Raw genomic sequence first — 21,333 nt, forward strand, 5'->3', positions numbered from 1 at the left:
ACCGGAGCGGTTGCACAGAAGGCTAAAACAGCTTGGATATAAGCCGCCGTTTAGATTTATCCGAATGAGTAGTTGGAGAAATGCGCAAAGTCCTCTAGCCAGTTATGCGATGCCAAACCAATGGTTCAACGAACTGGGGTTGGTAAATCTTGAGCAAGTAGGAACAGGGTATGTGTTTAGCAATTATGCTGAATGGAAGTATGCATGAGCCGTATACGAGGTCCGTACGTACGGTTCTGTGAGAGGGATGGGGCGGTAACGCCTCACCCTACTCGATTTCATTATCTAGCTGCACCCATTTCAGTTGGCCATTGGTTTCAAACTTGTTTGCGGCTTGGCAAATCATATACAGCTCACCCACTTGTAGTAGCGCGCCTTCTGAGTAGGCTTGATCCTGATAGTAGCAAACCCGTTTGCCCACATTGCCATCGACAATCACAGGAACGGGCTCCGCAGGTGTGGTGATCGTTTTCGCTATGGATGTCGGGCTAATAAGTAGCAAAATGAGTGTGACATACTTAAGCATAATTCTGTCCTTATAGATCATATTGGTGTTACCCAACAGACCACCTTGGGTGAATACAGATAAGTGAAGGGCAGCTTTATTGCCCAAAAATAATGAGGGCTTCGCAACCGGTAGTAGGACGATTGTTAAGTGAAAAATCCCAGTGATAGCGACGACATAAGTCATCGACGATCAACAATCCCAAACCATGCCCATCTTGATTGTTTGTTTGGTTCAAGCCAGGGCCACTATCTCTGATGGCTAACGATTTGGCAGACACTTCCAAAGTTACGCTACCCTGATGTGTGGCAGCAATGGCATTACGCAGTAAGTTGCCAACCACCATGTTCAAAATCGCAGGTGCCGCTTTAAGCTGTGGCATTTGATGGAAAATCAGTTCTACGTCAATCTCTTTGTCTTTTGCCTGTGCACTGTTGTGGTCAATAATGGTTTCAAACTCGGCTTTACTTACTTCTCTCACAATAGCTTCGTCTTCACTGCGTTCATAACGAACAAGCCCAAGCAGGGCATCGACCATGGTGCTCATTTGTAATGTCGCTTCGTTGATTCGCATAATTTGGCGTTGTTGAAACTCGTTGTCGACATTGCGTTCCAATAGTTTGTTGGCGCCTTTGACTATCGTTAGCGGTGTTCTTAACTCATGACTAGCATAACGGGCGAATGCTTGTTCACGCTTGAGTAGGCCGTGAATCTCATGGCGATATTGATTCAGTTGGTCAGCAAGAATTTGGAATTCAGTAGCACCACCGTTAGGTATTTCAAATACATGTGCTGCGTTTCCGCTGTGCTCAGTCAACTGTTTGGTCAGGTTATTGATCGGTGCAATCAGACGTTGCGAGAGACGCATCAATAAACTACCGAAGATAAGCAGTAGACCTGCGAGACAGGTAATTACAATAAGGCCTGCAAACAGAGTTTCATTAGGACCGAACTCTATTTGGTTGATATCCGACAGCAAGATCAAAGGTTTTCTTTCGCCATCTTTATAGTAATAGCTGAAAAACACCATAGCCGAATTCGGGTCATTACCCACTTCGCCAACGAAGTTGTCTCTGCCCTTAAAATACTTGTGATATTCCGCAGGGACTAAGTTGACATCGTTATAAGCGCTCGTCAGCACATCAATGGTGATTTTGCCGTCTTCACCATTCATAAAGCGAGTGATGGCTTCGTTTTTATCTATTTCAATACGTCGCTCGCCCACTTTATCTTCTGACCAGTGCAGCGCGGTATAAAAAATGATGTAACTGGCTAAGCCCATAACCAAAGCAACACCAGTAAAAAATAGGGCCAACTGACCAGTAAGAGTTCGGGTATTGGCAAAACTAATGGGGTTCATTATATCTTCTCCAAACGGAAGCCAATTTTAGGTACGGTGACCAGCATAGAAGACCCGAAAGGCTTATCTAACTGGTTACGCAGTTGGTAAATATGGCTACGTAACACATCGTTGTTTGGTTCGTTATCCTGCCAAAGCATATCGGTAATTTCTTCGCGAGTAACCACATCGGGTGCTCGCAGACAAAGCAGTTCCAAAATAGAATAGGTGGTTGGGTTTAATGAAAGCTTGATGCCGTCTCGATACGCCTGATGCGTTTTTTGATCGATGCGTAGGCTAGCAAATTCGAGAGACGTTTCCGTCACTGTTCGACGGTAGCGTTTGATTACTGCGTGTAAGCGGGCTTCAAGGATTTCGAGGTCAAAAGGTTTGGTCAGGTAGTCATCGGCACCATATTTGAAGCCGCTCAACATATCTTCACGGCTATCCAATGCGGTAAGCATTAGCACTGGGGTGGTATTGCCGGCTTCTCTAAGCTTTTCGCAAACGGTTAAGCCGTCCATTCGCGGTAACATCAAATCTAAAATGATCGCATCGAACGGGGTTTCTAAAGCCAGTTTAAGGCCAAGCTCGCCATTGTCGGCATAATCGAGTTCCATGCCTTCACTTTCAAAGTAATCAAACAAGATTCCTGCCACTTCTCGATTATCTTCAACCAGTAATATTTTCTTCATTTCAACGCTCGTTCAAATATTTAGCTTGTTACTGACAGTGTAAGCCTAGAACTATTTTGCACTATCTTGCATCTATTTTCGTTGCAAGAAAAGCCAAATCCCTTTGCGATACCAATCTAAGTAAAAGTGTGATCAGATTAAGCATCGGTGGAACAGCGAATGAGCGTCGAACACAAACACGCCTTATTTTTATAAGAGCAGCCTTCCATGGGGCTCCGCCGAGCCATCCATGGCTCGGAGGGTTTGCTTATCGACACCCATTCACTGATCAAAAAGTTTTCCAGAATGGTATGACTTTAATTAGAAGTCGTTTGAAACAGATAAAAAAAGCCCAGAACATAAAGCGATCTGGGCGGATACAAAATTGGAGTTAAATATGAAAAGCAGTGGTGTTTGTGTTGTTAGGGAACAAAACAGTTTGACGGCCTGTAAAACTCTTAATGCGCTAACAACGAACACTAATTAAGACTAAACGTTTTTTATTTAGTTCCATGAACGGTGAAAATTTTCTGATTTTTTTGTTTTGCTTTATTTGAAGCAACATTATTTGCTCCAACAATGCAGTAAGGACAGAGTAAGTGTGGAAAGTGTGATGTTAATCTGTTGTTAATTTTGCGTATCGGAAGTATATTTCAAACAGGTGTTTGATTTATGTGTCTCCTGTGAGTGATGAATGGCGTCGAGAAGTAGTACCAAAGAAAAAATACTGGATGTAGCTGAAGGGCTTTTTGCTGAGCAAGGCTTTAAAGATACCTCGCTTAGAACGATTACCGGCAAGGCCGGAGTCAATTTGGCCTCAGTGAACTATCACTTTGGTGATAAGAAAACTTTGGTTCGCGCAGTACTGAATCGTTACTTGGAGGCGTTTATGCCTGAAGTCCATAAAGCGCTGATTACGTTGAACCAACGTGAATCTTACTCCATGGAAGAGGTGTTTGAATCGTTGCGTCAACCTTTGAAAAATCTCAACAAAGTCAGTACCCATGGTACTAGCCGTTTTATGTTGTTGATTGGACGAGGGTATACAGACGTGCAAGGACATCTGCGTTGGTTTATCACCACTCGTTACCAAGATGTATTGAAATTGTTTACTGACTCGGTAATGAAAGCGAATCCTGAACTGACGCGCGAGACTCTGTTTTGGCGTCTGCACTTTACCTTGGGCACATGTGTTTTCACTATGGCTTCGAGTAAGGCGCTAGCAGAAATCGCAGAAAATGATTTTGGAAGCAAGGTTGACACAAAAGTGGTTGTCGACCAGATCATTCCATATCTTGCTGCCGGCGTTGCAGCAAAAATATAAAGCTAAAAATAATAATAAAACCCCGTGAACAAAAGGATCTGAACAATGAGCTCTCTACGACAAAAATGGATAAGTGGTCCCGCCTTTAAATTACTTAAGAAGGTATTGCCACCGTTGTCTAATACTGAAAAAGAAGCAATGGAATCAGGCAGTGTCTGGTGGGATGGTGAGTTATTTTCTGGCAAGCCAGATTTCCAAAAGCTTCACCAGTACCCAAAGCCTTCATTTACTGCTGAAGAGCAGTCATTTATGGATAACGAGCTGGAAACACTGCTCGAGATGCTGGATGACTACAAGATAGTTAAGCAAGATCGTGATTTGCCAGAAGATGTCTGGACATATATGTGCAAACAGCGTTTCTTCTCCCTGAACATCGCTGCTGAATATGGTGGTCGCGAGTTTTCTGCTTTAGCAAACTCAACCATAGTTTCACGCATTGCGACACGTTCAATCAGTGCAGCAGTAACTGTGATGGTTCCTAACTCTTTAGGACCTGGTGAGCTACTTTCTCATTACGGTACTCAGGAGCAAAAAGACTATTGGTTGCCGCGCCTTGCTGATGGTACCGATATTCCATGTTTCGCACTAACAGGACCAGAGGCTGGTTCTGATGCGGGTGGTATTCCTGACCAAGGTGTGGTCTGTTACGGCAAACACCAAGGTAAAGAAGTTCTGGGTATTCGTTTAAGCTGGAATAAACGCTATATCACACTAGCACCTGTGGCGACAGTGGTTGGTTTGGCATTCAAACTGAGCGACCCTGAAAAGTTACTCGGTGACAAAGAAGATATCGGTATTACCTGTGCGTTGATTCCTGCGAGTCACGAAGGGGTAGAGCTTGGTGAGCGCCATGATCCGCTCGGACTTGCATTTATGAATGGTCCAACACGCGGTAACGATGTGTTTATCCCAATGGATTGGCTGATTGGCGGCTCAGATTACGCTGGTAAGGGTTGGCGTATGCTGATGGAGTGTCTGTCAGCTGGCCGCGGTATTTCTCTGCCTGCTTTGGGTGCAGCAATCGGTCATCTAACGGCCAGAACCACAGGTGCCTATGCCTACGTTCGTAAACAGTTTGGTATGCCGATTGGTAAATTTGAAGGTGTTGCTGAATCTCTAGGTCGAATCGGAGGTTTAACGTATCTGCTAGAAGCAACCCGAACACTGACAACCACTTCTCTGGATCTGAAAGAAAAGCCGGGTATTGTGACTGCGATTGCCAAATACCATATGACCGAGCTTGCTCGTATCGTCTTGAATGACTCAATGGACATTCACTCAGGGCGTGCAATTCAAGATGGTCCAATGAACTATCTGGCGAGTCTTTACTTAGGTATTCCGGTCGCGATTACGGTAGAAGGTGCAAACATTCTTACTCGTAACCTGATGATTTTCGGTCAAGGTGCGACGCGTTGTCATCCATATGTATTGAAAGAGATGGAAGCGGCAGCAAACCCTGATGAAAAAGAAGGGGCGAAAGAGTTCGATAAGTTGCTGTTCAAGCATATCGGTCATGCAACGAAAAACTCGATTGGTGCACTTACTGCGGCGTTAACAGGCTCTGCATTTGTTAAAGCACATATGAGTGGTCCAACAAAAACCTATTACAAACAACTTACTCGTTTAAGCCGCGTGTTGGCAGTGAGTGCTGATATGGCGATGTTAACGCTTGGCGGTGAACTGAAACGTAAAGAGATGATCTCTGCCCGTTTAGGTGATGGCTTGAGCTACTTATACATGGCGTCAGCGGTACTGAAGAAATACGAAGATGACGGTCGTCAGCAATCTGACCTCAATTATGTTCATTACGCGATGCAACACTGTTTGTACCATGCTGCCAAGTCTATGAACGAAGTGTACCGAAACTACCCGTATAAATCGGTAGGTAAGTTGCTTAAAGGTCTATTGTTCCCGCTGGGTAATCATTATCAAGCACCAAGCAACGATTTAACGCTTGCTGTGGCTGAAAGCTTAATGATTCCAGGCGCTCATCGTGACCGTTTGACACATCTTTGCTATATCGGAAAGAGTGAGGATGACAATGTTGGCTTGATGGAAAAAGCATTCCTGTCGCTTTATGCTATTCAAGGTCTTGAGAAGAAACTCTATCGCGGCGTGAAAGAGGGTAAAGTGGCCCGTAAAGGTTTACTCGCAGACCGTTTAATTCAAGCAAAAGAAGCGGGCGTGCTCACTGCTGATGAAATTGATGCTATTTTGACGGCCGAAAAACTGCGTTATAAGGCGATTCAAGTGGATGACTTTAGCCATGATTTTTCAAAAGTTTTGACCAATCAGACAGTGAAACCTAAGCTAAATAACGTAGCTTGAGGATAAAAGTGATCATATATGAAGGCTTCCATTGTGAAGCCTTCTTTATGTCACGTGAAAATATTGATAGGAAGTGATCCAACCACTTGCTAATTTGGACTGTTTTGACAGAAATAGGGTGCGATTTGTGGTTGAAACTTTTATCCTAGCGAAGATTTTTGAAGGAAGTTGAATATGATCATCAAACCTAAAATTCGCGGATTTATCTGTACAACAACGCACCCAGTGGGTTGTGAAGCTAATGTAAAAGAACAAATCGCTTACACTAAAGCACAAGGTCCAATCAAGAATGCGCCTAAGCGCGTGCTTGTTGTCGGTTCTTCAAGTGGTTATGGCCTATCTTCTCGTATTGCTGCTGCATTTGGCGGTGGTGCTGCAACTATCGGTGTTTTCTTTGAAAAACCGGGTTCAGAGAAGAAGACGGGTACAGCCGGTTTCTACAATGCAGCAGCATTTGACAAACTTGCTCACGAACAAGGTCTGTACGCAAAAAGCCTAAATGGCGACGCTTTCTCAAACGAAGCGAAACAAAAAGCAGTAGAGCTTATTAAGCAAGATCTAGGTCAAATTGACTTGGTTGTATACTCGTTAGCATCTCCTGTTCGTAAAATGCCTGAAACAGGCGAAGTTATTCGTTCTTCACTAAAACCAATTGGTGAGACTTACACTTCAACTGCGGTTGATACCAACAAAGACGTTATCATCGAAGCAAGTGTAGAACCAGCAACTGAAGAAGAGATCCAAGACACGATTACTGTAATGGGTGGTCAGGACTGGGAACTTTGGATGCAAGCGCTTGAAGAAGGCGGCGTTCTGGCTGAAGGTTGTAAAACAGTAGCTTACAGCTACATCGGTACTGAGCTAACTTGGCCAATCTATTGGGATGGTGCATTAGGCCGTGCGAAGATGGACCTAGACCGTGCAGCAGCAGCTCTGAACGAGAAGCTATCTGCAACAGGCGGTACTGCAAACGTAGCGGTGCTTAAGTCTGTTGTGACTCAAGCAAGTTCTGCAATTCCGGTAATGCCTCTGTACATTGCGATGGTATTCAAAAAAATGCGTGAAGAAGGCATCCATGAAGGTTGCATGGAGCAAATCTACCGCATGTTCAGTCAACGTCTATATAAAGAAGACGGCACTGCGCCAGAAACAGACGAGAAAAACCGTCTGCGTTTGGATGACTGGGAACTTCGTGAAGATATCCAAAAACACTGTAGCGACCTATGGCCTCAAATTACTACTGAGAACCTAAAAGCGTTGACAGATTACGAACTCTACAAAGAAGAGTTCCTAAAACTGTTCGGCTTCGGTATCGAAGGTGTAGATTACGATGCAGATGTGAGTGCAGAAGTAGCATTTGATGTTATCGATATCTAATCTTTTTATAAGCGCCTGAGTTTGTTGGCAAAGTAGGTGTTCGATTTATATCCGTCATCCCGGAAAATACGCAGTATTTATCCGGGATCTCGCTCTTGTGGATGATGCTAGGATTTGGATTCCTGCCTTCGCAGGAATGACGATATTGAGTTTGTCATCAGTCTGAGGCGCTTTTTATAAGCGCCTTTTTGTTTATCTTTTATTTGCCACCTTTATTCTGGCAGTGCCGTACACGCCTAGAACAATAGAATGATTATCGTACCGGTCAGTGTCATTAGTATGTTCGCAATGGCGTAAGTGCCAGCGTAACCTAAAGCCGGAATAGTCGATTTAGCGTATTCGTTTACGATGTCCATCGCAGGAGCGCAAGTACGCGCACCGATGATGGCACCAAACAACAGCGCTCTGTTCATCTTCAACAAATAAGCACCTACTAAGTACGCAAGTACCACAGGGACAAAGCTGACTAAGAATGCTAGCCCCAGAACTTGTACACCAACTTCAGATAGATGTTGAAACATGTTGCCGCCGGCACTTAAACCGATACCAGCCATAAAGAACATTAAACCTAGGTCTTTCACCATGTTTAGTGCACCTTGCGGTACATAACCGAAAGTAGGGTGGTTGGCACGTAAAAAACCAAGCGTTATGCCTGAAAGTAACAGACCTACTGCGTTACCTAATCCGAATGAGACTTGACCAAATGTCATGGTCACCAAACCGAAAAGAATGCCCAAAATAAAGAAACTGCAGAACGCAAGCAAGTCTGCCATTTGGCTATGAATAGAAATGAAACCGATTTTTTCCGCTAAGCCTAAAACTTTGCTCTTCTCACCGCTGACTTGCAGGATATCGCCTTTTGCCAACACTATGTCTAAGTCCATCGGCATTTCAACTTGAGCACGAACTACGCGGTTAAGGAAACAACCGTACTCAGAGAGATTCAAATCAGACAGTCGTTTTTGAGCAAATTTATCGTTCTTAACCACGATTTCTTCTTCTGAGATGCGTAAATCCAGTAAGTTGCGGTCGAAAACTTCTTTACCTTCACGGAAGCTAGAATCAAGGCGAGCGTGGCTATCAGGGTAGCCCACGAGCGCAATTTCGTCGCCTTCTTGTAGAATCGCTTCACCATCAGGGTGTGCCAGAATACCATTGCGGCGGATTCGTTCAATGTAACAGCCCGTTTGACCGTAAATACCCAGTTCTCGAAGGTTACGTCCATCGACCCACTTAATCAGTTCTGGACCAACGCGATAAGCACGAATTATCGGTAGATAAACCTTACGGTGACCGTTACCCCCAATACCACGTTCTTGTGCGATTTGCTGAGCTGAGTCTGAAAGGTTTTGTTTCTGTAGTCTTGGTAATAACTTGGCAAATAGGATCATGCTGATTAAGCCGATCAAATACGCCATGGCATAGCCGACAGACATGTTTTCGTGAATCCTCGACAGTGCCATATTGCGCGGTACTTCAGCCAGTCCTGAGCTGAGCGCATCTTGAGCACCGACTAACACCGGTGTTGAGGTTAAGGCGCCTGCCATCATACCTGCAGATAAGCCGAAATCGAGCTGAAGGTAGTAGCCACCAAAATAAGTGATCCAAGTTGCACTAGACAACACCACCAAACTTAAAATGAGATAATCTTTTCCATCGCGGAAAAATATACCAAAGAAATTTGGCCCAGCTTCAATGCCGACGCAATAGATGAACAGCATAAAGCCGATAGTTAATGTTTCTGGGTTGATATAAAACCCTAAATGTCCCATTAGCAGGGAGGTAATGAGTACCCCGATGGAATTGCCTAACTGTAAGCTACCAAAACGAATTTTGCCGATAGTTAAGCCAAGTGCTAATACGACAAAAATTAGCAATATCGGGTTTTGTTCAAGTAAAAGGACGACGTCGATGTTCACAAATTATCTCAATTATTACATGTGCAACAGTAGAACTATAAAGTGTGACGATTCTAACGTAATAACAAAAAAAATAATTAAATTATTGAATAAACCTGTCGATCATCAATAAAAAAGCCCGCATAAAAATGCGGGCTTTCTAGCAATCGTTTTTATGCAGCAATTTGCATTCTTACTCGTCGAACAAACCTAGGTGCTCTTTCGCGTAAGCTTCAAATTCAGTACAACCACCAATGTGTACTTGATCAAGGAAAATTTGTGGCACAGTTTCTACTGGTTTACCAACCGTTTTTTCAAGATCAGCCTTTGAGATACCTTCAGCATGAATATCAACATAACGGTAATTAAAATCGTCACGTTTTGCTTTTAGCGTTTCAGCGTGCTCTTTAGCACGAACACAATAAGGGCAAGCTGGGCGACCAAAAATAACTGCGAACATCTCTTTCTCCTATAATTTATTTGAGACTACTATGCCCGATCCAACATAGAAAATAAAGCTGCATTTATCACTTGTTTTAATAGCTAAAACCTATTGAAAAGTAAGTGTATTCAGTATGTTCTCGCATAATAAAGAGTTCGAATAAACATGTAGCTTTTCATGAGCAACGATTATTCATCAATTGAGAGCAGAAAAAGGGAAATAGAAAACGGAGCTTATGCTCCGTTTTTTTAGAATTGTGAAGACTTGTCATAGCGAGAGTCTTTTAATACTTCTTTAACTCTCTTGAGGTTTTCACGGAAACCTGAGCCTCGGCGCAGAGTAAACCCTGTTGCTAACACATCGATGATGGTCATTTGAACAACACGGCTAGCCATTGGCATATAAACATCAGTGTCTTCTGGAATTTCCAAACAAATAGATAAAGATGCCGCTTTATCTAACGGAGAATCCTTGGCTGTAATCGCGATCACTGTTGCACCGTTTTCTCGAGCCAGATTTGCAATCTCAACTTGACTCTTCGTTCTGCCTGTATGAGAGATAAGTACGATAACGTCGTTATCGGTACAGTTAATGCAGCTCATGCGTTGCATTACGATATCTTCAAAACAACTAATTGGAATATTAAAGCGAATAAACTTGTTTTGTGCATCGCGAGCGACGGCGGAAGAAGCGCCAAGACCAAAGAATGAAATACGCTTAGCCTGTGTCAGTAGATCAACTGCACGGTTGATTTGCATTGGCTCTAAGCTGTTTTTCGCTACATCCAGGCACGCCATAGTCGATTCAAAAATCTTATGAGTGTATGCGTCTGGACCATCGTCCTCTTCCACGTTACGGTTAACGTAAGGAGTTCCATTAGCAAGGCTTTGTGCTAAATGCAATTTAAAATCAGGGAAGCCTTTAGTATCTAAACGACGACAAAAGCGGTTTACAGTTGGTTCACTCACATCAGCCATCTTAGCTAATGTTGCAATGCTAGAGTGAATAGCTGTTTGCGGAGAAGCCATAATCACTTCTGCTACTTTACGCTCTGACTTGCTAAAGTTTTCCAGATTTTTTTGAATTTTTTCTAATGTATTCATAGTGTTCACGCAGGCATAGAGAACAACTTGTTGGTTTCATGGATAGACCATTCTAAAACAAGGAAATAATACATTTCCTAAGACCAACGCCATGTTGTCAGTATAAACCTAAGCTGTAAGAATCCTGAAACGAAAAATCTACGGGATGATGAGAATATGACAAGCCTCAAACTAAAAATTAAAAAAACTACAGTTTTTAGTAGAGAATTCTCGAGATAGGAGAATACTGACCAATGATTGACGAAAAAATTACAGCAAATCGAAAGTAATTTTCAATTTTGCTGTAACTTTTAAAGTTTTTACGCGTTTAAGATGATGCTCTGCGCTGTTTGTTCAATCTGCTGCATTAAGTTTGGCGCTTGTAGAACAATTTTACGTTGTTCTTCTAATACACAGTGAAGGATCTCATGAGTGGTTAACGGGTTAGCTAATACAACACGGAATACTATCGTATCGAGCTGATCCCAACATTTGGGATTCAATTGCGTTCGTGATACGAATGATTTACCTGTTTCGCGCTGAGTTTTTTGTACAAACTTAGTCAGTTCATTGAGTAGTTCATTGAGAGCCAGTTTTTGCTGAGCATCGGCTTTTTCTAACGCCAGCTTAATGTGAGCAGGCAGGTAGCGATAAGTCAGAAGACATAACTCAGGTTCTGATACCAGTTCGAAATCAGGTTGAGCTTTAATGAGATCAGCAAAATAGCGGGCTTTTGCAATACTTTGATCAATCAAAAGCTCATAACCAGCGCGGCTAATAATGTGCATACTTGCGTACACAAGCATGGCCATTCCTGAGCGAGACCCTTCCAAAGTATGACTGCCCAAATCTTTAGAACCTTTACGCAAAATATACTGCGCATGATGTTCAATCGAGTTCATTGCGTCAGGATCTTTGAACAACACCATACCAGCACCCATCGGGATGTAGAGTTGTTTATGAGCGTCAATGGTGACTGAGTCTGCTAGTTCAATACCGTCAAGTAAGTGGCGATGGTTGTTCGACATTAAAGTTGCACCACCCCAAGCCGCATCGACATGAAAATGACAACCTTCATCCTGACAAATTTTTGCAATCTTTTTTAGCGGATCAACACTGCCCGTTTCTGTGGTGCCAGCAACACCGATAACGGCAAACGGCTTGATATTTTGCTGTTTGAGCTGAGTTATTTTATCTTGAAGATCTTGCGGGCAGATTCGGTTGTTATCCACGGTTTTTACCGACACCAAACCTTCTTGGCCAATACCTAAAACGTCGGCCGCTTTCTTAAGAGAGTAATGACCACGCTCGGAAACAAGTACAGCTAAACCTTCATAGCCATAGTGTTTCATGGCTTTGAATAAACCTTCCTTTTCAACGCCTTTAAAACTGCCTTGAGCCTTTAACGCTTTATTGCGAGCGACCCAAAGGGCAGTGATATTCGCAATAGTGCCGCCGGAGCAAAATGCACCTAGCGAATGTTCCGCGCTGTGCATCCAAGAGGAATAAAAGTTGTCATCACGACCGTAAATTAGGCGGTGCAACATGCCAAGCACTTGGCGTTCCAATGGCGTAAAGGCTTTGGATGTTTCAATCTTGACCAAGTTTTGGTTCAACGCGATCATAATTTTAGACAGCGGCATCAAGAAATAGGGCAATGCCGAAGTCATATGCCCAATAAAGCTTGGCGAAGCGGTATGGACAGAGTGCGATACCAGAGTGTCTAGCAGATGCTGAGTATGGTCAGAGACGAATTCTGGTTGTTCGGGTATGTGAGCGTGTGAGAAATCTTTTTCGATATCTTTGAGTGATTTTTCTTCAGCAACAATATGCTCTCGCAAAAATTTATTTAGATTGCGTGAGAGTTCTTCTTCTATTTTGGTCAGCGTTGAGTCTGGACCTTCTGGTACGGTGAAGATTCGAAGTAGAGATTCGAAGTTCGCATCAGCGGTTCTTTGTTCTGATACCATGGCGCGTCTATATAATAGTTGTCGTTTTTGGGTTGCAAGCGGGACAATCTAAACGAAAAAGGGACTAATGTCCCGTGTTAATTCGGAAAGCCTAAATTACGAAAATTATGAGCTAAAAAATGTACTTTTACTTACATTCAATTTTTTCTAGTTTCGCAATCGCAGTGTTGTAACGGTTAAGCGCAGTATCGATTTGTTTCGGATGGCTTAACAGCTCTGCAAATGCGGAACGTAATTCATAATTTTTTTCGTGCGGCTTTGATTGGCGATCATCGAAGGTTGTTTTGGCGATTTTACCTAAATCATCACTGCGTGACGCAAGAACTTTAATGTCGTGCTGTTCGAGTTTTAACCAAGCTTCGACAGGTTGGCTGGTAGCAACTTTTGATGCATCGTGATCGAGGTAGTAGTGTACCGCCGCACGGTTAAGTTCGAAGTGGTGTTTACGACCTTCGAGAAACCACTGGCTAACATCCGCCAGTTCGGGGTAATTATCTGTAGTCAGTTGTGCTAGATCTTCATACCACCCCAATGAAGCGTCGATGTATGCGTCATACTTACCAGCAAAGCACTGATTATCTGCGGCAGCTACACTTAGAGATGTGGCTGAAAGAAGTAGTGTGGTTAGAAGGCGTTTCATAACTGTTCCTTTGTTAACTATTGTTATTATGCTCTCGCGGATCTTGTTCTGATACGCTGGCATTTCTTTTTATGTTGGGCTGACAAATTTGTCTTTTATAAGCGTTTCATAATGTACATAAATTCTCGTGCGATTAGTGCGAGAGAGATACAAAAAATAGCATCAAAATTGGCACAAGCAAGCTAAGTATAAACCCGCTGACTATTGCGACAGGCACACAACGGACGCCACCTGTTGTTTGAATAACCGGAAGTGTAAAGTCCATAGCTGTCGCTCCTGCATAACCGATGGAAGTACAAGGCATTCGACCAATAAACATTGGAATTAAAATAAGGGATATCAGTTCCCGTAGCAGCTCAATCAGAAAAGATGCACCACCAAACACAGGACCAAAGGCATCACCCATTAAAATACCGGCCAGAGAATACCAGCCAAAACCTGATGCCATGGCCAAGCCTTGATAAAGTGAGATATCCAAAATAAATGATGCAATGACACCACCAACTAGACTGGTTGCGACGATCACTGTCGCGATAATCATACCTTGTTTGTTGAGTAAAATTTGACCTAAGGATAGCCCACTGTTTCTTAATTGAATGCCAATAAAGAACAGAAGAGCAAACAAAATCCACTCAATGGCATTATCTACCCAACTTAAGTCAAAACCCAGTAGCACGCCAATGACTAATCCTCCGCCAACAACCAGGATCAGTTTTGCAGATTCAAACGCCATTCTCGAAAGAGGCAGCTTGCTGTGGCTGATGTCAGTTTCGAGAGGCAAACACTTGTCGACCAAAGGTAATACCAGCAAGTTACAGCTACCAATGACTAAGAAAAATACGGCAGTGTATTTAATAATGAGCTGCAGGTTATCGCCCAAATTATCTAAAGAGGCGAGGCTTAATCCCATGAGGAACAAAATGACATAAACTAACGACGCAGTTGCGCTGTTAAGTTTTGCAAGCCAAGTTTTATTTTGAATAGAAAATAGATACCCAAATACTAGTGGGGCAAAGATAAACAACATCCCTGAAAGCATACAATCCTCGAAAAATAGGGTTTAGAAATATAACCGCTCTAAGTTTTGAATTGAAATCTGTATCACTGAGGTTACTGAGGTTATAGAGCACTTCCGCACCCGTTGTACTGATTTCCACCTCATGATCATCAATGGCGTCGTCATGTTTTCTGAACATGAGCAAATGGTTTGATATTCGTGCGACATCAAGGTAACTGACTTCGACAGAATGTTCCACATCTTGTTTGTTGCAACAGACATTTAAAAAGTCACTATCAAATCCCCAGTGTTTTAATACTAAATGGCTTGTTTCAGAGCAGCGGGAATGGAAAATTTGCAGCGCAATATCCTGATCAAGATAGTTGCCGTTTTCTAAATAAAGATGGTACTCATTAACCAAACAGAACAAACCAATGTCGGCTAGTAAGCCGACCAACAAGGCTTTTTCTTGTTCTAGGTGATGATATTTTTCTGGCTCGAGTTCTTTAAATGCCTGCGTAACCAGTACCATAGTCGCGCCCAGTTCACGAGAAATCGTAGCGCTATGTACCAAAATCTTATTGCACTCCATACTTAAGTTCACCGAGTGCTTTAACTGCTCTATAGCCTGAGCGGTAGCTATATCTCTTACACGTAGAATCCCCAATCGAGAAACGGCAGTCAGTAGATCGGTACATGTGATGTTGCGACGGTTAAAAATAACAGAGTTCGCAATACGGATCACAATAGCAGCGAGACTCGGGTCATCGGCGAGGCAATTGACGACATCAGAAATAGTGGTTGATTCCAGAGACGTTATTTTTTGCAGTGTTAAAACGACTTCAGGGATCGGTGGGAGTGTTATTTTCCCTGTACTGACCGAAGTCTCCACAAGTTTCGCAAACTCGCTCTCGATTCCCTTAATGAGTAGTCGTTTGTTGTCAGGAAGCCAGTAAAAGGATAAGTGATTCATAACAAGTAGTCGTATACAAATGTAACGTGATTTTAACTTTCGCTAATGCAAATAGGCAACAGATTACCTCTTAAAGCGACGAATTTTTTCTATTGCAAGCCAAAATCGGATTTTTGAAATCATTTTTAATGGCGAATTACTTAAAAATCTATTCATGCGAGTGATATTCCATAATTAATAAAAAAATGTTTGATTGTGAAATATGCACTGACTTAATTCTCTTCGTTAATTATGATGTGTCTATAACAATTAGGCATCCTTTTATGAATGAGATGCTGTAAATTAACTCATTAATTTTATTCGCTAAATTGTACTGCTATCTGGTGATCTTTCTTAATCGGGGAATTTGATTAAAGGGTCAATGACTATGGTAGAGCAAACATTTTTCGATTATGTAAATAAGTTTGGCAAAAGCCAACGACGTTCAATGTTTGGTGGTATGGGTTTATTCCTAGGAGATGCTATGTATGCGTTGTTAGCAAACAACAGCATATACATCCGTGGTGGAGAGGTGTTAGACGAAAAGTTAACCTCATTAGGTTGTGAAAAATATCGTCATGTTAAAAAACAAACGGTAGCAACTGTAAATTACTATGACATTACCGATCTCTACGTTTGCGGCAATGATGAGCTAGATAGCATCATCAGTGCTTCAATTAACAATGCTGTCTCTGAGCGTGTGAATCAAAAGTCATCGGTTAATAGTCGCTTACGTGATTTACCTAATATGCAACTCACACACGAGAGGATGGTTAAAAGGTCCGGAATAACTGACGTAGAGACTTTTATTCAATTGGGAGCACCCGCTGTGTTCAACAAAGTTTGCCAGATTTACGGTAATGATGTTGATATTAAGTTACTGTGGAAGTTTGCCGGAGCGATAGAAGGTATTCATTGGAAACTGATTCAAGAGCCTAAAAAGCGCCAACTTTTAGAAAGTTGTCGACGGCCTAACGACTGATAAAAAATAAAAAAGCCGAAGTTCTAAAAAACTTCGGCTTTTTTCGTAGATAAACTTTTGAACTACAGCTTAAAGCGAGTTGTGAACATAATTTGGTCGCCATAAAAATCGTTAAAGCGAGCTTCTACACCAAGCGAGAATAATTCAGTTGAGTGGAAACGACCGTAAAACGAAGCAATCCAGTCATCGTTGTCTTCAATAGATACGTATCCAGCTTTACCGCCAACTTCAAGTTGTGGACCAAGCCATTGGCGAATACCAAGATTTAATTCCATTCCGGTATCCGTTGAATGATCTTCTACATCTTGAACACGAAATAGCATCTCACCAGTGAAATCTGCCCAGTTGTTTACTGGAGCGTGGAAACCAAAGCCGAACGCGGCATCGTAGTCGCTTTCAAGTTCAGAATCGATGCGTGCGACAACGTGTGCATTAGGGTGTACTGATTTGCTGATACCAGCACCAAAAGTCATTGGACTTGCACCAATACGAGCTTCTGCATAGTCATAGCTGAAGTTGCTCATAATTGATGGACTGTTACGGTCAACTTCGGCAAAAGTTTGTCCCGAGGCAATAAGTAGTGCTGCTGCAATGATTGTTTTACGCATAGTTACGGTAAACCTGTATTTTTATCGTTAATTCCATGGTTCTAAAGTAGGATTCATTAGCTCGTGAATCCAGCCTTAACTCTTGTGACATCATAAAGCATTGATGTATCAAGAAACCATCAAAAAATGTCATAGTTTTGTCGTTTGTAAAACCTTAGCAAGTTAAATGCCAGTTTTTTATGCGTTTATTCACCAAAATCTACCCGTTTCGCTGCGATAGCATTGAGGAGCTTCTCGGTATCTAACACTTTTACCCAAGGCAGAAGATCTTTTTCATTTTCAATAACATAATAAGTAAGTTGTTCTTTTACTGCTTGCCTAAGTTGTTCGCCCATCCATGGTTTGGCAACAAAAAAGTCTAAGCTGGCGTGATTAACCGCTTCTACCGTGTCATTGAGCCCTGCTTGACCCGTTAACAGTACTTTACGAGTTTTTGCCGTATCTGGTTCTTCATTTAGTTCAATTAAAAAGCTAATGCCTGTCTGCTCAGGCATGATGTGGTCGCACAAGATGAGTGCTAAAGATACGCCGTGCTCTCTATTCTCTTCGATAACAGATTTTGCCTCGCTAACCGATTGAGCGGCTTCGATGATAAAATTTTCCTCAAAACAGTCGATGTCTTGAATGACGCTATCAAGGACTTCTCGTTCATCATCGACACATAAAATCATGAATTTGTTCATGTTAGTTTCCTTATTGTTCATTGGTGGCGAGGAGTAGAGGAAGCCATACTCGCATATTAGTGTATTCACCCAGTTTAGATTCAACGTCAATCCAACCATGATGTTGATGCATTATCTGTTGGCAAATGGAAAGCCCGATCCCTAGACCAAAATTTCCTTCCCGTTTTGTGGTGTAATTTAGCTCGAATATTTTTTCTTGCGTCTCTTCTGAAATGCCATGGCCATTATCTTTAAAACTCACCACGGCATAAGTTTGCCCACCTTTTTCTTCTAAATAAGAATGAATCTCTAATATTCCTTTTTCAGGGAAGGCATCTATCGCATTTGAAATTAAATTTGTCCAAACTTGTTGAAGTGCGATGGGAAGGCAGCGAACTTTTGGTATATCAGCGTACTCTTTGACTAACTTATGTAGTTTCAACCGATTTTCAAAAATAACGAGAGTATCTTCAATTCCTTCATGGATATCGACGATATGGAAAGTTTCATCGTCTGTACGAGCATAACCTTTTAAGCTTTTTACCATGTCGGTAATTCTTTGTGCGCAAACTTTTATGGAACGAAGTGTGGCACCTGTCTGATGGTAGCGTTCAAGTGATTCCACATTTTTCAACATAGCATCAGGGTTAGATTTGGCTTGTTTGACAAATGATTCATTATCATTAAGGCCTATCTTGACCATTTTTTTTGCAAGCAGGCGGTGGTGTATTTTGCTGTCTAATTGTTTGGTTAGCTCACGCTCTTCTGATGTCGAGATGGGCTTGGCAGCTAGCGCTGCTTTGAGCATTTGTGCACCCTGGTTATTTATTGCTGAATCAGCATAGGATTCAACAATCGTTTCAATATTACTGGAAAGCGTATCTGTACCTCGCAAAATCGCAGATACGGGATTGTTTAACTCATGGGCAACACCAGCAACCAACTGTCCAAGCATTGCCATTTTTTCACCTTCAATCAATTGCTGATGGGCAGATTCCAGTGATTCGAGCGTTTCTTGCAACTGTATTTTAGTGTTGATGCTTCTTTGTAACCGTCGATTGAAATGACGAAGCAGTAGGTTGGTAAACAGGGGCAGCAAGCCGGTGTTGGTGTGCATCACTTTAGCGAATACATCTCGGTCTAATTTAATGACTTCGGTTTTGGTCAAGGTTATTGCGGTAGAAAAGGAATATTCGCCAGTGACGAAAGACATTCCACCGACAATGTTACCTTTTTGATGACGAACGACTTCTCTCTGCTGTCCGTGCTTATCTTTTTTATACAAGGCGACTTCGCCTTCAGTGATGAACCATAGAAAGCGATTTTCTTTCCCTTCAACGGTCAAAAGATGGTCGGCAGAGTAGGTTCGACAGGCTTTAGTGTCGTCCTGCTTTTCAAAAAATTGATATAAGGCACTAACAACTTGATCTGCGAGCTCTGTATCTGTGAGTTGATGATATTCGGTAATAAAACCCTGACGGTAGGTGTGCATTTTATTGTCGATATGAGCACGCAACAACCGTTGTTGATCAAGTACCGTACTGTAATAAAGTGCGTTGTCCTTGTCGTTTTCTAAAACATAGGTCGTGAGTTCTTGAATAACGGTTTTATAGAGGACGTTATTTTGCAGAGGTTTAGTTAAGCAGTAATCTAAACGCCCTTCATTAACAGCGCTGACTATCGCCTGAATATCTTGACCACAACTGATGAGAATTTTACGGGCTGCTTTGGTGTACTCCATTCTATCGAGCTGAATTAAAAAGTCAGCGCCGTCTAAGTTCTCATTGTGACTGGCGATGACTAAAGCGACTTTTTGGTCCTGCTTTTCGAGATACTCTAATGCTTGCTGTGCTTCCTCGCAGGAATCAGCAGTATGTAGGTCAAACTTAGTAGCAAAAGGTCGCAGTTCTTGCTGCCACTGTTCGGTACTAATTGGGTTACTATCTAAGCAGAGTAGGGCGTATTGATTCACGGTGCTCTCATCATATTGAAATCTGACATTATTACTTTAGCAAGTGACGTAAAAACGAACTGAGAGCGAGGTTTTAGAATGCTAAATAAGAGTAAAGGATCTTCAATATTCTGAATTTACTGACACTTTTACGATCAATTCTCTCGGTGCTGACTTGAGCAAACAGAACCTTCTCGCTAGACTGCATTAAATAATTTGGGAATTTCCATATGAAAACATTAAAAATAGTTGCTGCGGTGGGTGGTGCAGTATCGCTGGCGTTATGTTGGCCTTTAGCGGTAGGGCAAATTGGTCAAAATGTGATTACCGATGGTTTGAAACATATTAGCAGTGATGAAATATCTGCGGAGCTGATCAGCTATGATCGCGGGTACCTCTCTTCACATGTGCAAACTCGATTTAGCGTGACCAGTCCAGTGGTTAAACAGCAAATGATGGCTGAAGGTCTACCTACAGAAGTCATCGTTAACAGTGATATTCGGCATGGTCTGGTGGGCATTTCTGCGTTATCGACTTTTCCTGATTACCAGGACTCACCGTTGGTCATAAGCAGTACGACTCAGCTTAACGGCAACACCAGTTTTTCTTCCACATTGGATAATTGGCATTATCAAACGGAAGGTTCAGACTCCGTTGCGATTTCAATATTTTCATCTAAAGTTGATGGCACCATTACTACGTTAGGACATGTGGATTTTAATGTTTCCATTCCCTCCGTTGCTTTGAATTTTGCATCAGGCGAAAACATGTTGCTCTCTGACTTAACGGGGCAAGGTAGCGGCAAGCAGGACGCTGGTTTTTGGATAGGAAAACAGAATGTCACCATTGGTAGCTTAACACTTGACGATGGCTTAGGTTCAACCTTACTTGCTATGGATAATACTTCTTATCAATTTGCATCTAAGCTTAATGCTGACAAGTCTCGATTTACTGGCACTCATCAAGTGAATATCGAGCAACTGATTGCTCAAGATGAGGAGGTAAATGATCTGCAGCTAGATTTCACGCTGGGTGATGTGGACAGTGAAGCTTTTCTGGCGCTTTCAAACATCTATCAGAGCAATCCGTATTTGAATGCTGATGATCTGCAAAAGGCGATGCCGCATATCGAATCGTTATTCGCTAATGGATTCTTTGTTAGTATTAATCCTTTTACTTTGACCATTGACGATGGTGAGTTTCGTTCTAACATCAGGTTAAATATCCCGCAAGGAACCAATGGGGTATCGAAAGATCCAAGCGTTGTTTTGTCTTCATTAACGGGTGATCTGGAAGTGTTTGTCTCCAATCAACTTGTCGCGGATTATCCTGTCATTCAGCAAGGCGTTGATGAACTGATGTTAATGGACATGATGACGCAGAATGATCAAGGTTATCAGTTGAAAGCTGATGTCAAAGATGGAAACGCGGTGTTCTCAAATGGTCAGAAAGTGCCACTCTTTGCATTATTGATGTCTGCGATGATGGTGCGATTACATACTCTTCCTACTTGACGCTACAACTCCAAGTCGTTTGAGTATAGTGTCACCTAGCTAATAGTCTTTGAAATTTAGATTAGTTGAAGAAAAGAGGTCGAAAGAC

General features: G+C 42.3%; 17 protein-coding genes and 2 pseudogenes. 6 read left to right on the forward strand and 13 right to left on the reverse strand.

Going from position 1 to position 21,333, the window contains the following annotated elements; translation table 11 throughout:
* Nucleotides 1–208 (forward strand): annotated as a pseudogene (locus ACK5MF_RS18445) (group II intron reverse transcriptase/maturase); the annotation flags it as partial.
* A gap of 60 nt (nucleotides 209–268) precedes the next feature.
* Here the strand turns inward: ACK5MF_RS18445 and ACK5MF_RS18450 are convergent.
* The 3 genes from ACK5MF_RS18450 to ACK5MF_RS18460 form a co-directional block, all read right to left on the reverse strand.
* Nucleotides 269–526, reverse strand: coding sequence for a DUF1496 domain-containing protein (locus ACK5MF_RS18450; protein ID WP_416923988.1), 258 nt, complete (start codon nucleotides 524–526; stop codon nucleotides 269–271).
* A 76-nt stretch (nucleotides 527–602) separates the two neighbouring features.
* A complete protein-coding gene (locus tag ACK5MF_RS18455; protein ID WP_416923989.1) occupies nucleotides 603–1,865 on the reverse strand; it encodes a sensor histidine kinase in 1,263 nt (420 codons plus the stop codon).
* The gene (locus tag ACK5MF_RS18460) at nucleotides 1,865–2,539 is read right to left on the reverse strand and encodes a response regulator transcription factor (RefSeq protein WP_416923990.1); all 675 of its coding nucleotides are present in this window, start codon (nucleotides 2,537–2,539) and stop codon (nucleotides 1,865–1,867) included. Before ACK5MF_RS18460 ends, ACK5MF_RS18455 begins: the two co-directional genes overlap by 1 nt.
* A 673-nt stretch (nucleotides 2,540–3,212) precedes the next feature.
* Here ACK5MF_RS18460 and ACK5MF_RS18465 point away from each other — a divergent pair.
* The 3 genes from ACK5MF_RS18465 (at nucleotide 3,213) to fabV (ending at nucleotide 7,547) form a co-directional block, all read left to right on the forward strand.
* Entirely contained in the window at nucleotides 3,213–3,842 is a 630-nt protein-coding gene (locus ACK5MF_RS18465) for a TetR/AcrR family transcriptional regulator (RefSeq protein ID WP_416923991.1), read from the forward strand.
* A gap of 45 nt (nucleotides 3,843–3,887) precedes the next feature.
* Nucleotides 3,888–6,170, forward strand: coding sequence for an acyl-CoA dehydrogenase (locus ACK5MF_RS18470; protein WP_416923992.1), 2,283 nt, complete (start codon nucleotides 3,888–3,890; stop codon nucleotides 6,168–6,170).
* A 174-nt stretch (nucleotides 6,171–6,344) separates the two neighbouring features.
* Nucleotides 6,345–7,547 (forward strand): enoyl-ACP reductase FabV, encoded by a 1,203-nt coding sequence (gene fabV, locus ACK5MF_RS18475; RefSeq protein WP_416923993.1) that lies wholly within the window; start codon nucleotides 6,345–6,347, stop codon nucleotides 7,545–7,547.
* A gap of 236 nt (nucleotides 7,548–7,783) precedes the next feature.
* Here the strand turns inward: fabV and ACK5MF_RS18480 are convergent, their stop codons facing one another.
* From ACK5MF_RS18480 to ACK5MF_RS18510, 7 genes and pseudogenes are all read right to left on the reverse strand, one after another.
* Nucleotides 7,784–9,466 carry an aspartate:alanine antiporter gene (locus ACK5MF_RS18480; protein WP_416923994.1) on the reverse strand — a complete coding sequence of 561 codons (1,683 nt, stop codon included), beginning with the start codon at nucleotides 9,464–9,466 and terminating at the stop codon, nucleotides 7,784–7,786.
* Between the two features lie 172 nt (nucleotides 9,467–9,638).
* Nucleotides 9,639–9,905, reverse strand: coding sequence for a GrxA family glutaredoxin (locus ACK5MF_RS18485; protein ID WP_102940607.1), 267 nt, complete (start codon nucleotides 9,903–9,905; stop codon nucleotides 9,639–9,641).
* A 230-nt stretch (nucleotides 9,906–10,135) separates the two neighbouring features.
* Complete coding sequence (locus ACK5MF_RS18490; RefSeq protein WP_416923995.1) at nucleotides 10,136–10,990, reverse strand: MurR/RpiR family transcriptional regulator; 855 nt, start codon at nucleotides 10,988–10,990, stop codon at nucleotides 10,136–10,138.
* A 299-nt stretch (nucleotides 10,991–11,289) separates the two neighbouring features.
* A complete protein-coding gene (gene panP / locus ACK5MF_RS18495) occupies nucleotides 11,290–12,939 on the reverse strand; it encodes a pyridoxal-dependent aspartate 1-decarboxylase PanP (protein WP_416923996.1) in 1,650 nt (549 codons plus the stop codon).
* A 127-nt stretch (nucleotides 12,940–13,066) separates the two neighbouring features.
* Nucleotides 13,067–13,579 (reverse strand): hypothetical protein, encoded by a 513-nt coding sequence (locus ACK5MF_RS18500; protein WP_416923997.1) that lies wholly within the window; start codon nucleotides 13,577–13,579, stop codon nucleotides 13,067–13,069.
* A gap of 133 nt (nucleotides 13,580–13,712) precedes the next feature.
* Complete coding sequence (locus tag ACK5MF_RS18505; RefSeq protein ID WP_416923998.1) at nucleotides 13,713–14,618, reverse strand: lysine exporter LysO family protein; 906 nt, start codon at nucleotides 14,616–14,618, stop codon at nucleotides 13,713–13,715.
* A 28-nt stretch (nucleotides 14,619–14,646) separates the two neighbouring features.
* Nucleotides 14,647–15,549, reverse strand: a pseudogene (locus ACK5MF_RS18510) (HDOD domain-containing protein); the annotation flags it as partial.
* Nucleotides 15,550–15,910: 361 nt separating this feature from the next.
* Here ACK5MF_RS18510 and ACK5MF_RS18515 point away from each other — a divergent pair.
* The gene (locus ACK5MF_RS18515; RefSeq protein WP_416923999.1) at nucleotides 15,911–16,510 is read left to right on the forward strand and encodes a TfoX/Sxy family DNA transformation protein; all 600 of its coding nucleotides are present in this window, start codon (nucleotides 15,911–15,913) and stop codon (nucleotides 16,508–16,510) included.
* A gap of 62 nt (nucleotides 16,511–16,572) precedes the next feature.
* Here ACK5MF_RS18515 and ACK5MF_RS18520 read toward each other — a convergent pair whose 3' ends face one another.
* The 3 genes from ACK5MF_RS18520 to ACK5MF_RS18530 form a co-directional block, all read right to left on the reverse strand.
* The gene (locus ACK5MF_RS18520) at nucleotides 16,573–17,118 is read right to left on the reverse strand and encodes a hypothetical protein (protein WP_416924000.1); all 546 of its coding nucleotides are present in this window, start codon (nucleotides 17,116–17,118) and stop codon (nucleotides 16,573–16,575) included.
* 185 nt (nucleotides 17,119–17,303) lie between these two features.
* Nucleotides 17,304–17,801 (reverse strand): response regulator, encoded by a 498-nt coding sequence (locus tag ACK5MF_RS18525; protein ID WP_416924001.1) that lies wholly within the window; start codon nucleotides 17,799–17,801, stop codon nucleotides 17,304–17,306.
* A 10-nt stretch (nucleotides 17,802–17,811) separates the two neighbouring features.
* On the reverse strand, nucleotides 17,812–19,752 hold the full coding sequence (locus tag ACK5MF_RS18530; RefSeq protein ID WP_416924002.1) for an ATP-binding protein: 1,941 nt from the start codon (nucleotides 19,750–19,752) through the stop codon (nucleotides 17,812–17,814).
* A gap of 209 nt (nucleotides 19,753–19,961) precedes the next feature.
* Here ACK5MF_RS18530 and ACK5MF_RS18535 point away from each other — a divergent pair, with 209 nt between their 5' ends.
* A complete protein-coding gene (locus ACK5MF_RS18535; RefSeq protein WP_416924003.1) occupies nucleotides 19,962–21,245 on the forward strand; it encodes a DUF945 family protein in 1,284 nt (427 codons plus the stop codon).
* Nucleotides 21,246–21,333: the final 88 nt, after the last annotated feature.

This window comes from Vibrio sp. (assembly GCF_047973365.1).
Lineage (GTDB): Bacteria > Pseudomonadota > Gammaproteobacteria > Enterobacterales > Vibrionaceae > Vibrio.

Bases quoted from the DNA above. Each gene is read 5' to 3' on its own strand.
- ACK5MF_RS18535 (WP_416924003.1), top strand. From the start codon at position 19,962: ATGAAAACATTAAAAATAGTTGCTGCGGTGGGTGGTGCAGTATCGCTG.
- ACK5MF_RS18460 (WP_416923990.1), bottom strand. From the start codon at position 2,539: ATGAAGAAAATATTACTGGTTGAAGATAATCGAGAAGTGGCAGGAATC.
- ACK5MF_RS18455 (WP_416923989.1), bottom strand. From the start codon at position 1,865: ATGAACCCCATTAGTTTTGCCAATACCCGAACTCTTACTGGTCAGTTG.
- ACK5MF_RS18525 (WP_416924001.1), bottom strand. From the start codon at position 17,801: ATGAACAAATTCATGATTTTATGTGTCGATGATGAACGAGAAGTCCTT.
- ACK5MF_RS18520 (WP_416924000.1), bottom strand. From the start codon at position 17,118: ATGCGTAAAACAATCATTGCAGCAGCACTACTTATTGCCTCGGGACAA.
- ACK5MF_RS18505 (WP_416923998.1), bottom strand. From the start codon at position 14,618: ATGCTTTCAGGGATGTTGTTTATCTTTGCCCCACTAGTATTTGGGTAT.
- ACK5MF_RS18500 (WP_416923997.1), bottom strand. From the start codon at position 13,579: ATGAAACGCCTTCTAACCACACTACTTCTTTCAGCCACATCTCTAAGT.
- ACK5MF_RS18470 (WP_416923992.1), top strand. From the start codon at position 3,888: ATGAGCTCTCTACGACAAAAATGGATAAGTGGTCCCGCCTTTAAATTA.
- ACK5MF_RS18465 (WP_416923991.1), top strand. From the start codon at position 3,213: ATGGCGTCGAGAAGTAGTACCAAAGAAAAAATACTGGATGTAGCTGAA.
- ACK5MF_RS18485 (WP_102940607.1), bottom strand. From the start codon at position 9,905: ATGTTCGCAGTTATTTTTGGTCGCCCAGCTTGCCCTTATTGTGTTCGT.
- ACK5MF_RS18450 (WP_416923988.1), bottom strand. From the start codon at position 526: ATGCTTAAGTATGTCACACTCATTTTGCTACTTATTAGCCCGACATCC.
- fabV (WP_416923993.1), top strand. From the start codon at position 6,345: ATGATCATCAAACCTAAAATTCGCGGATTTATCTGTACAACAACGCAC.
- ACK5MF_RS18490 (WP_416923995.1), bottom strand. From the start codon at position 10,990: ATGAATACATTAGAAAAAATTCAAAAAAATCTGGAAAACTTTAGCAAG.
- ACK5MF_RS18515 (WP_416923999.1), top strand. From the start codon at position 15,911: ATGACTATGGTAGAGCAAACATTTTTCGATTATGTAAATAAGTTTGGC.
- panP (WP_416923996.1), bottom strand. From the start codon at position 12,939: ATGGTATCAGAACAAAGAACCGCTGATGCGAACTTCGAATCTCTACTT.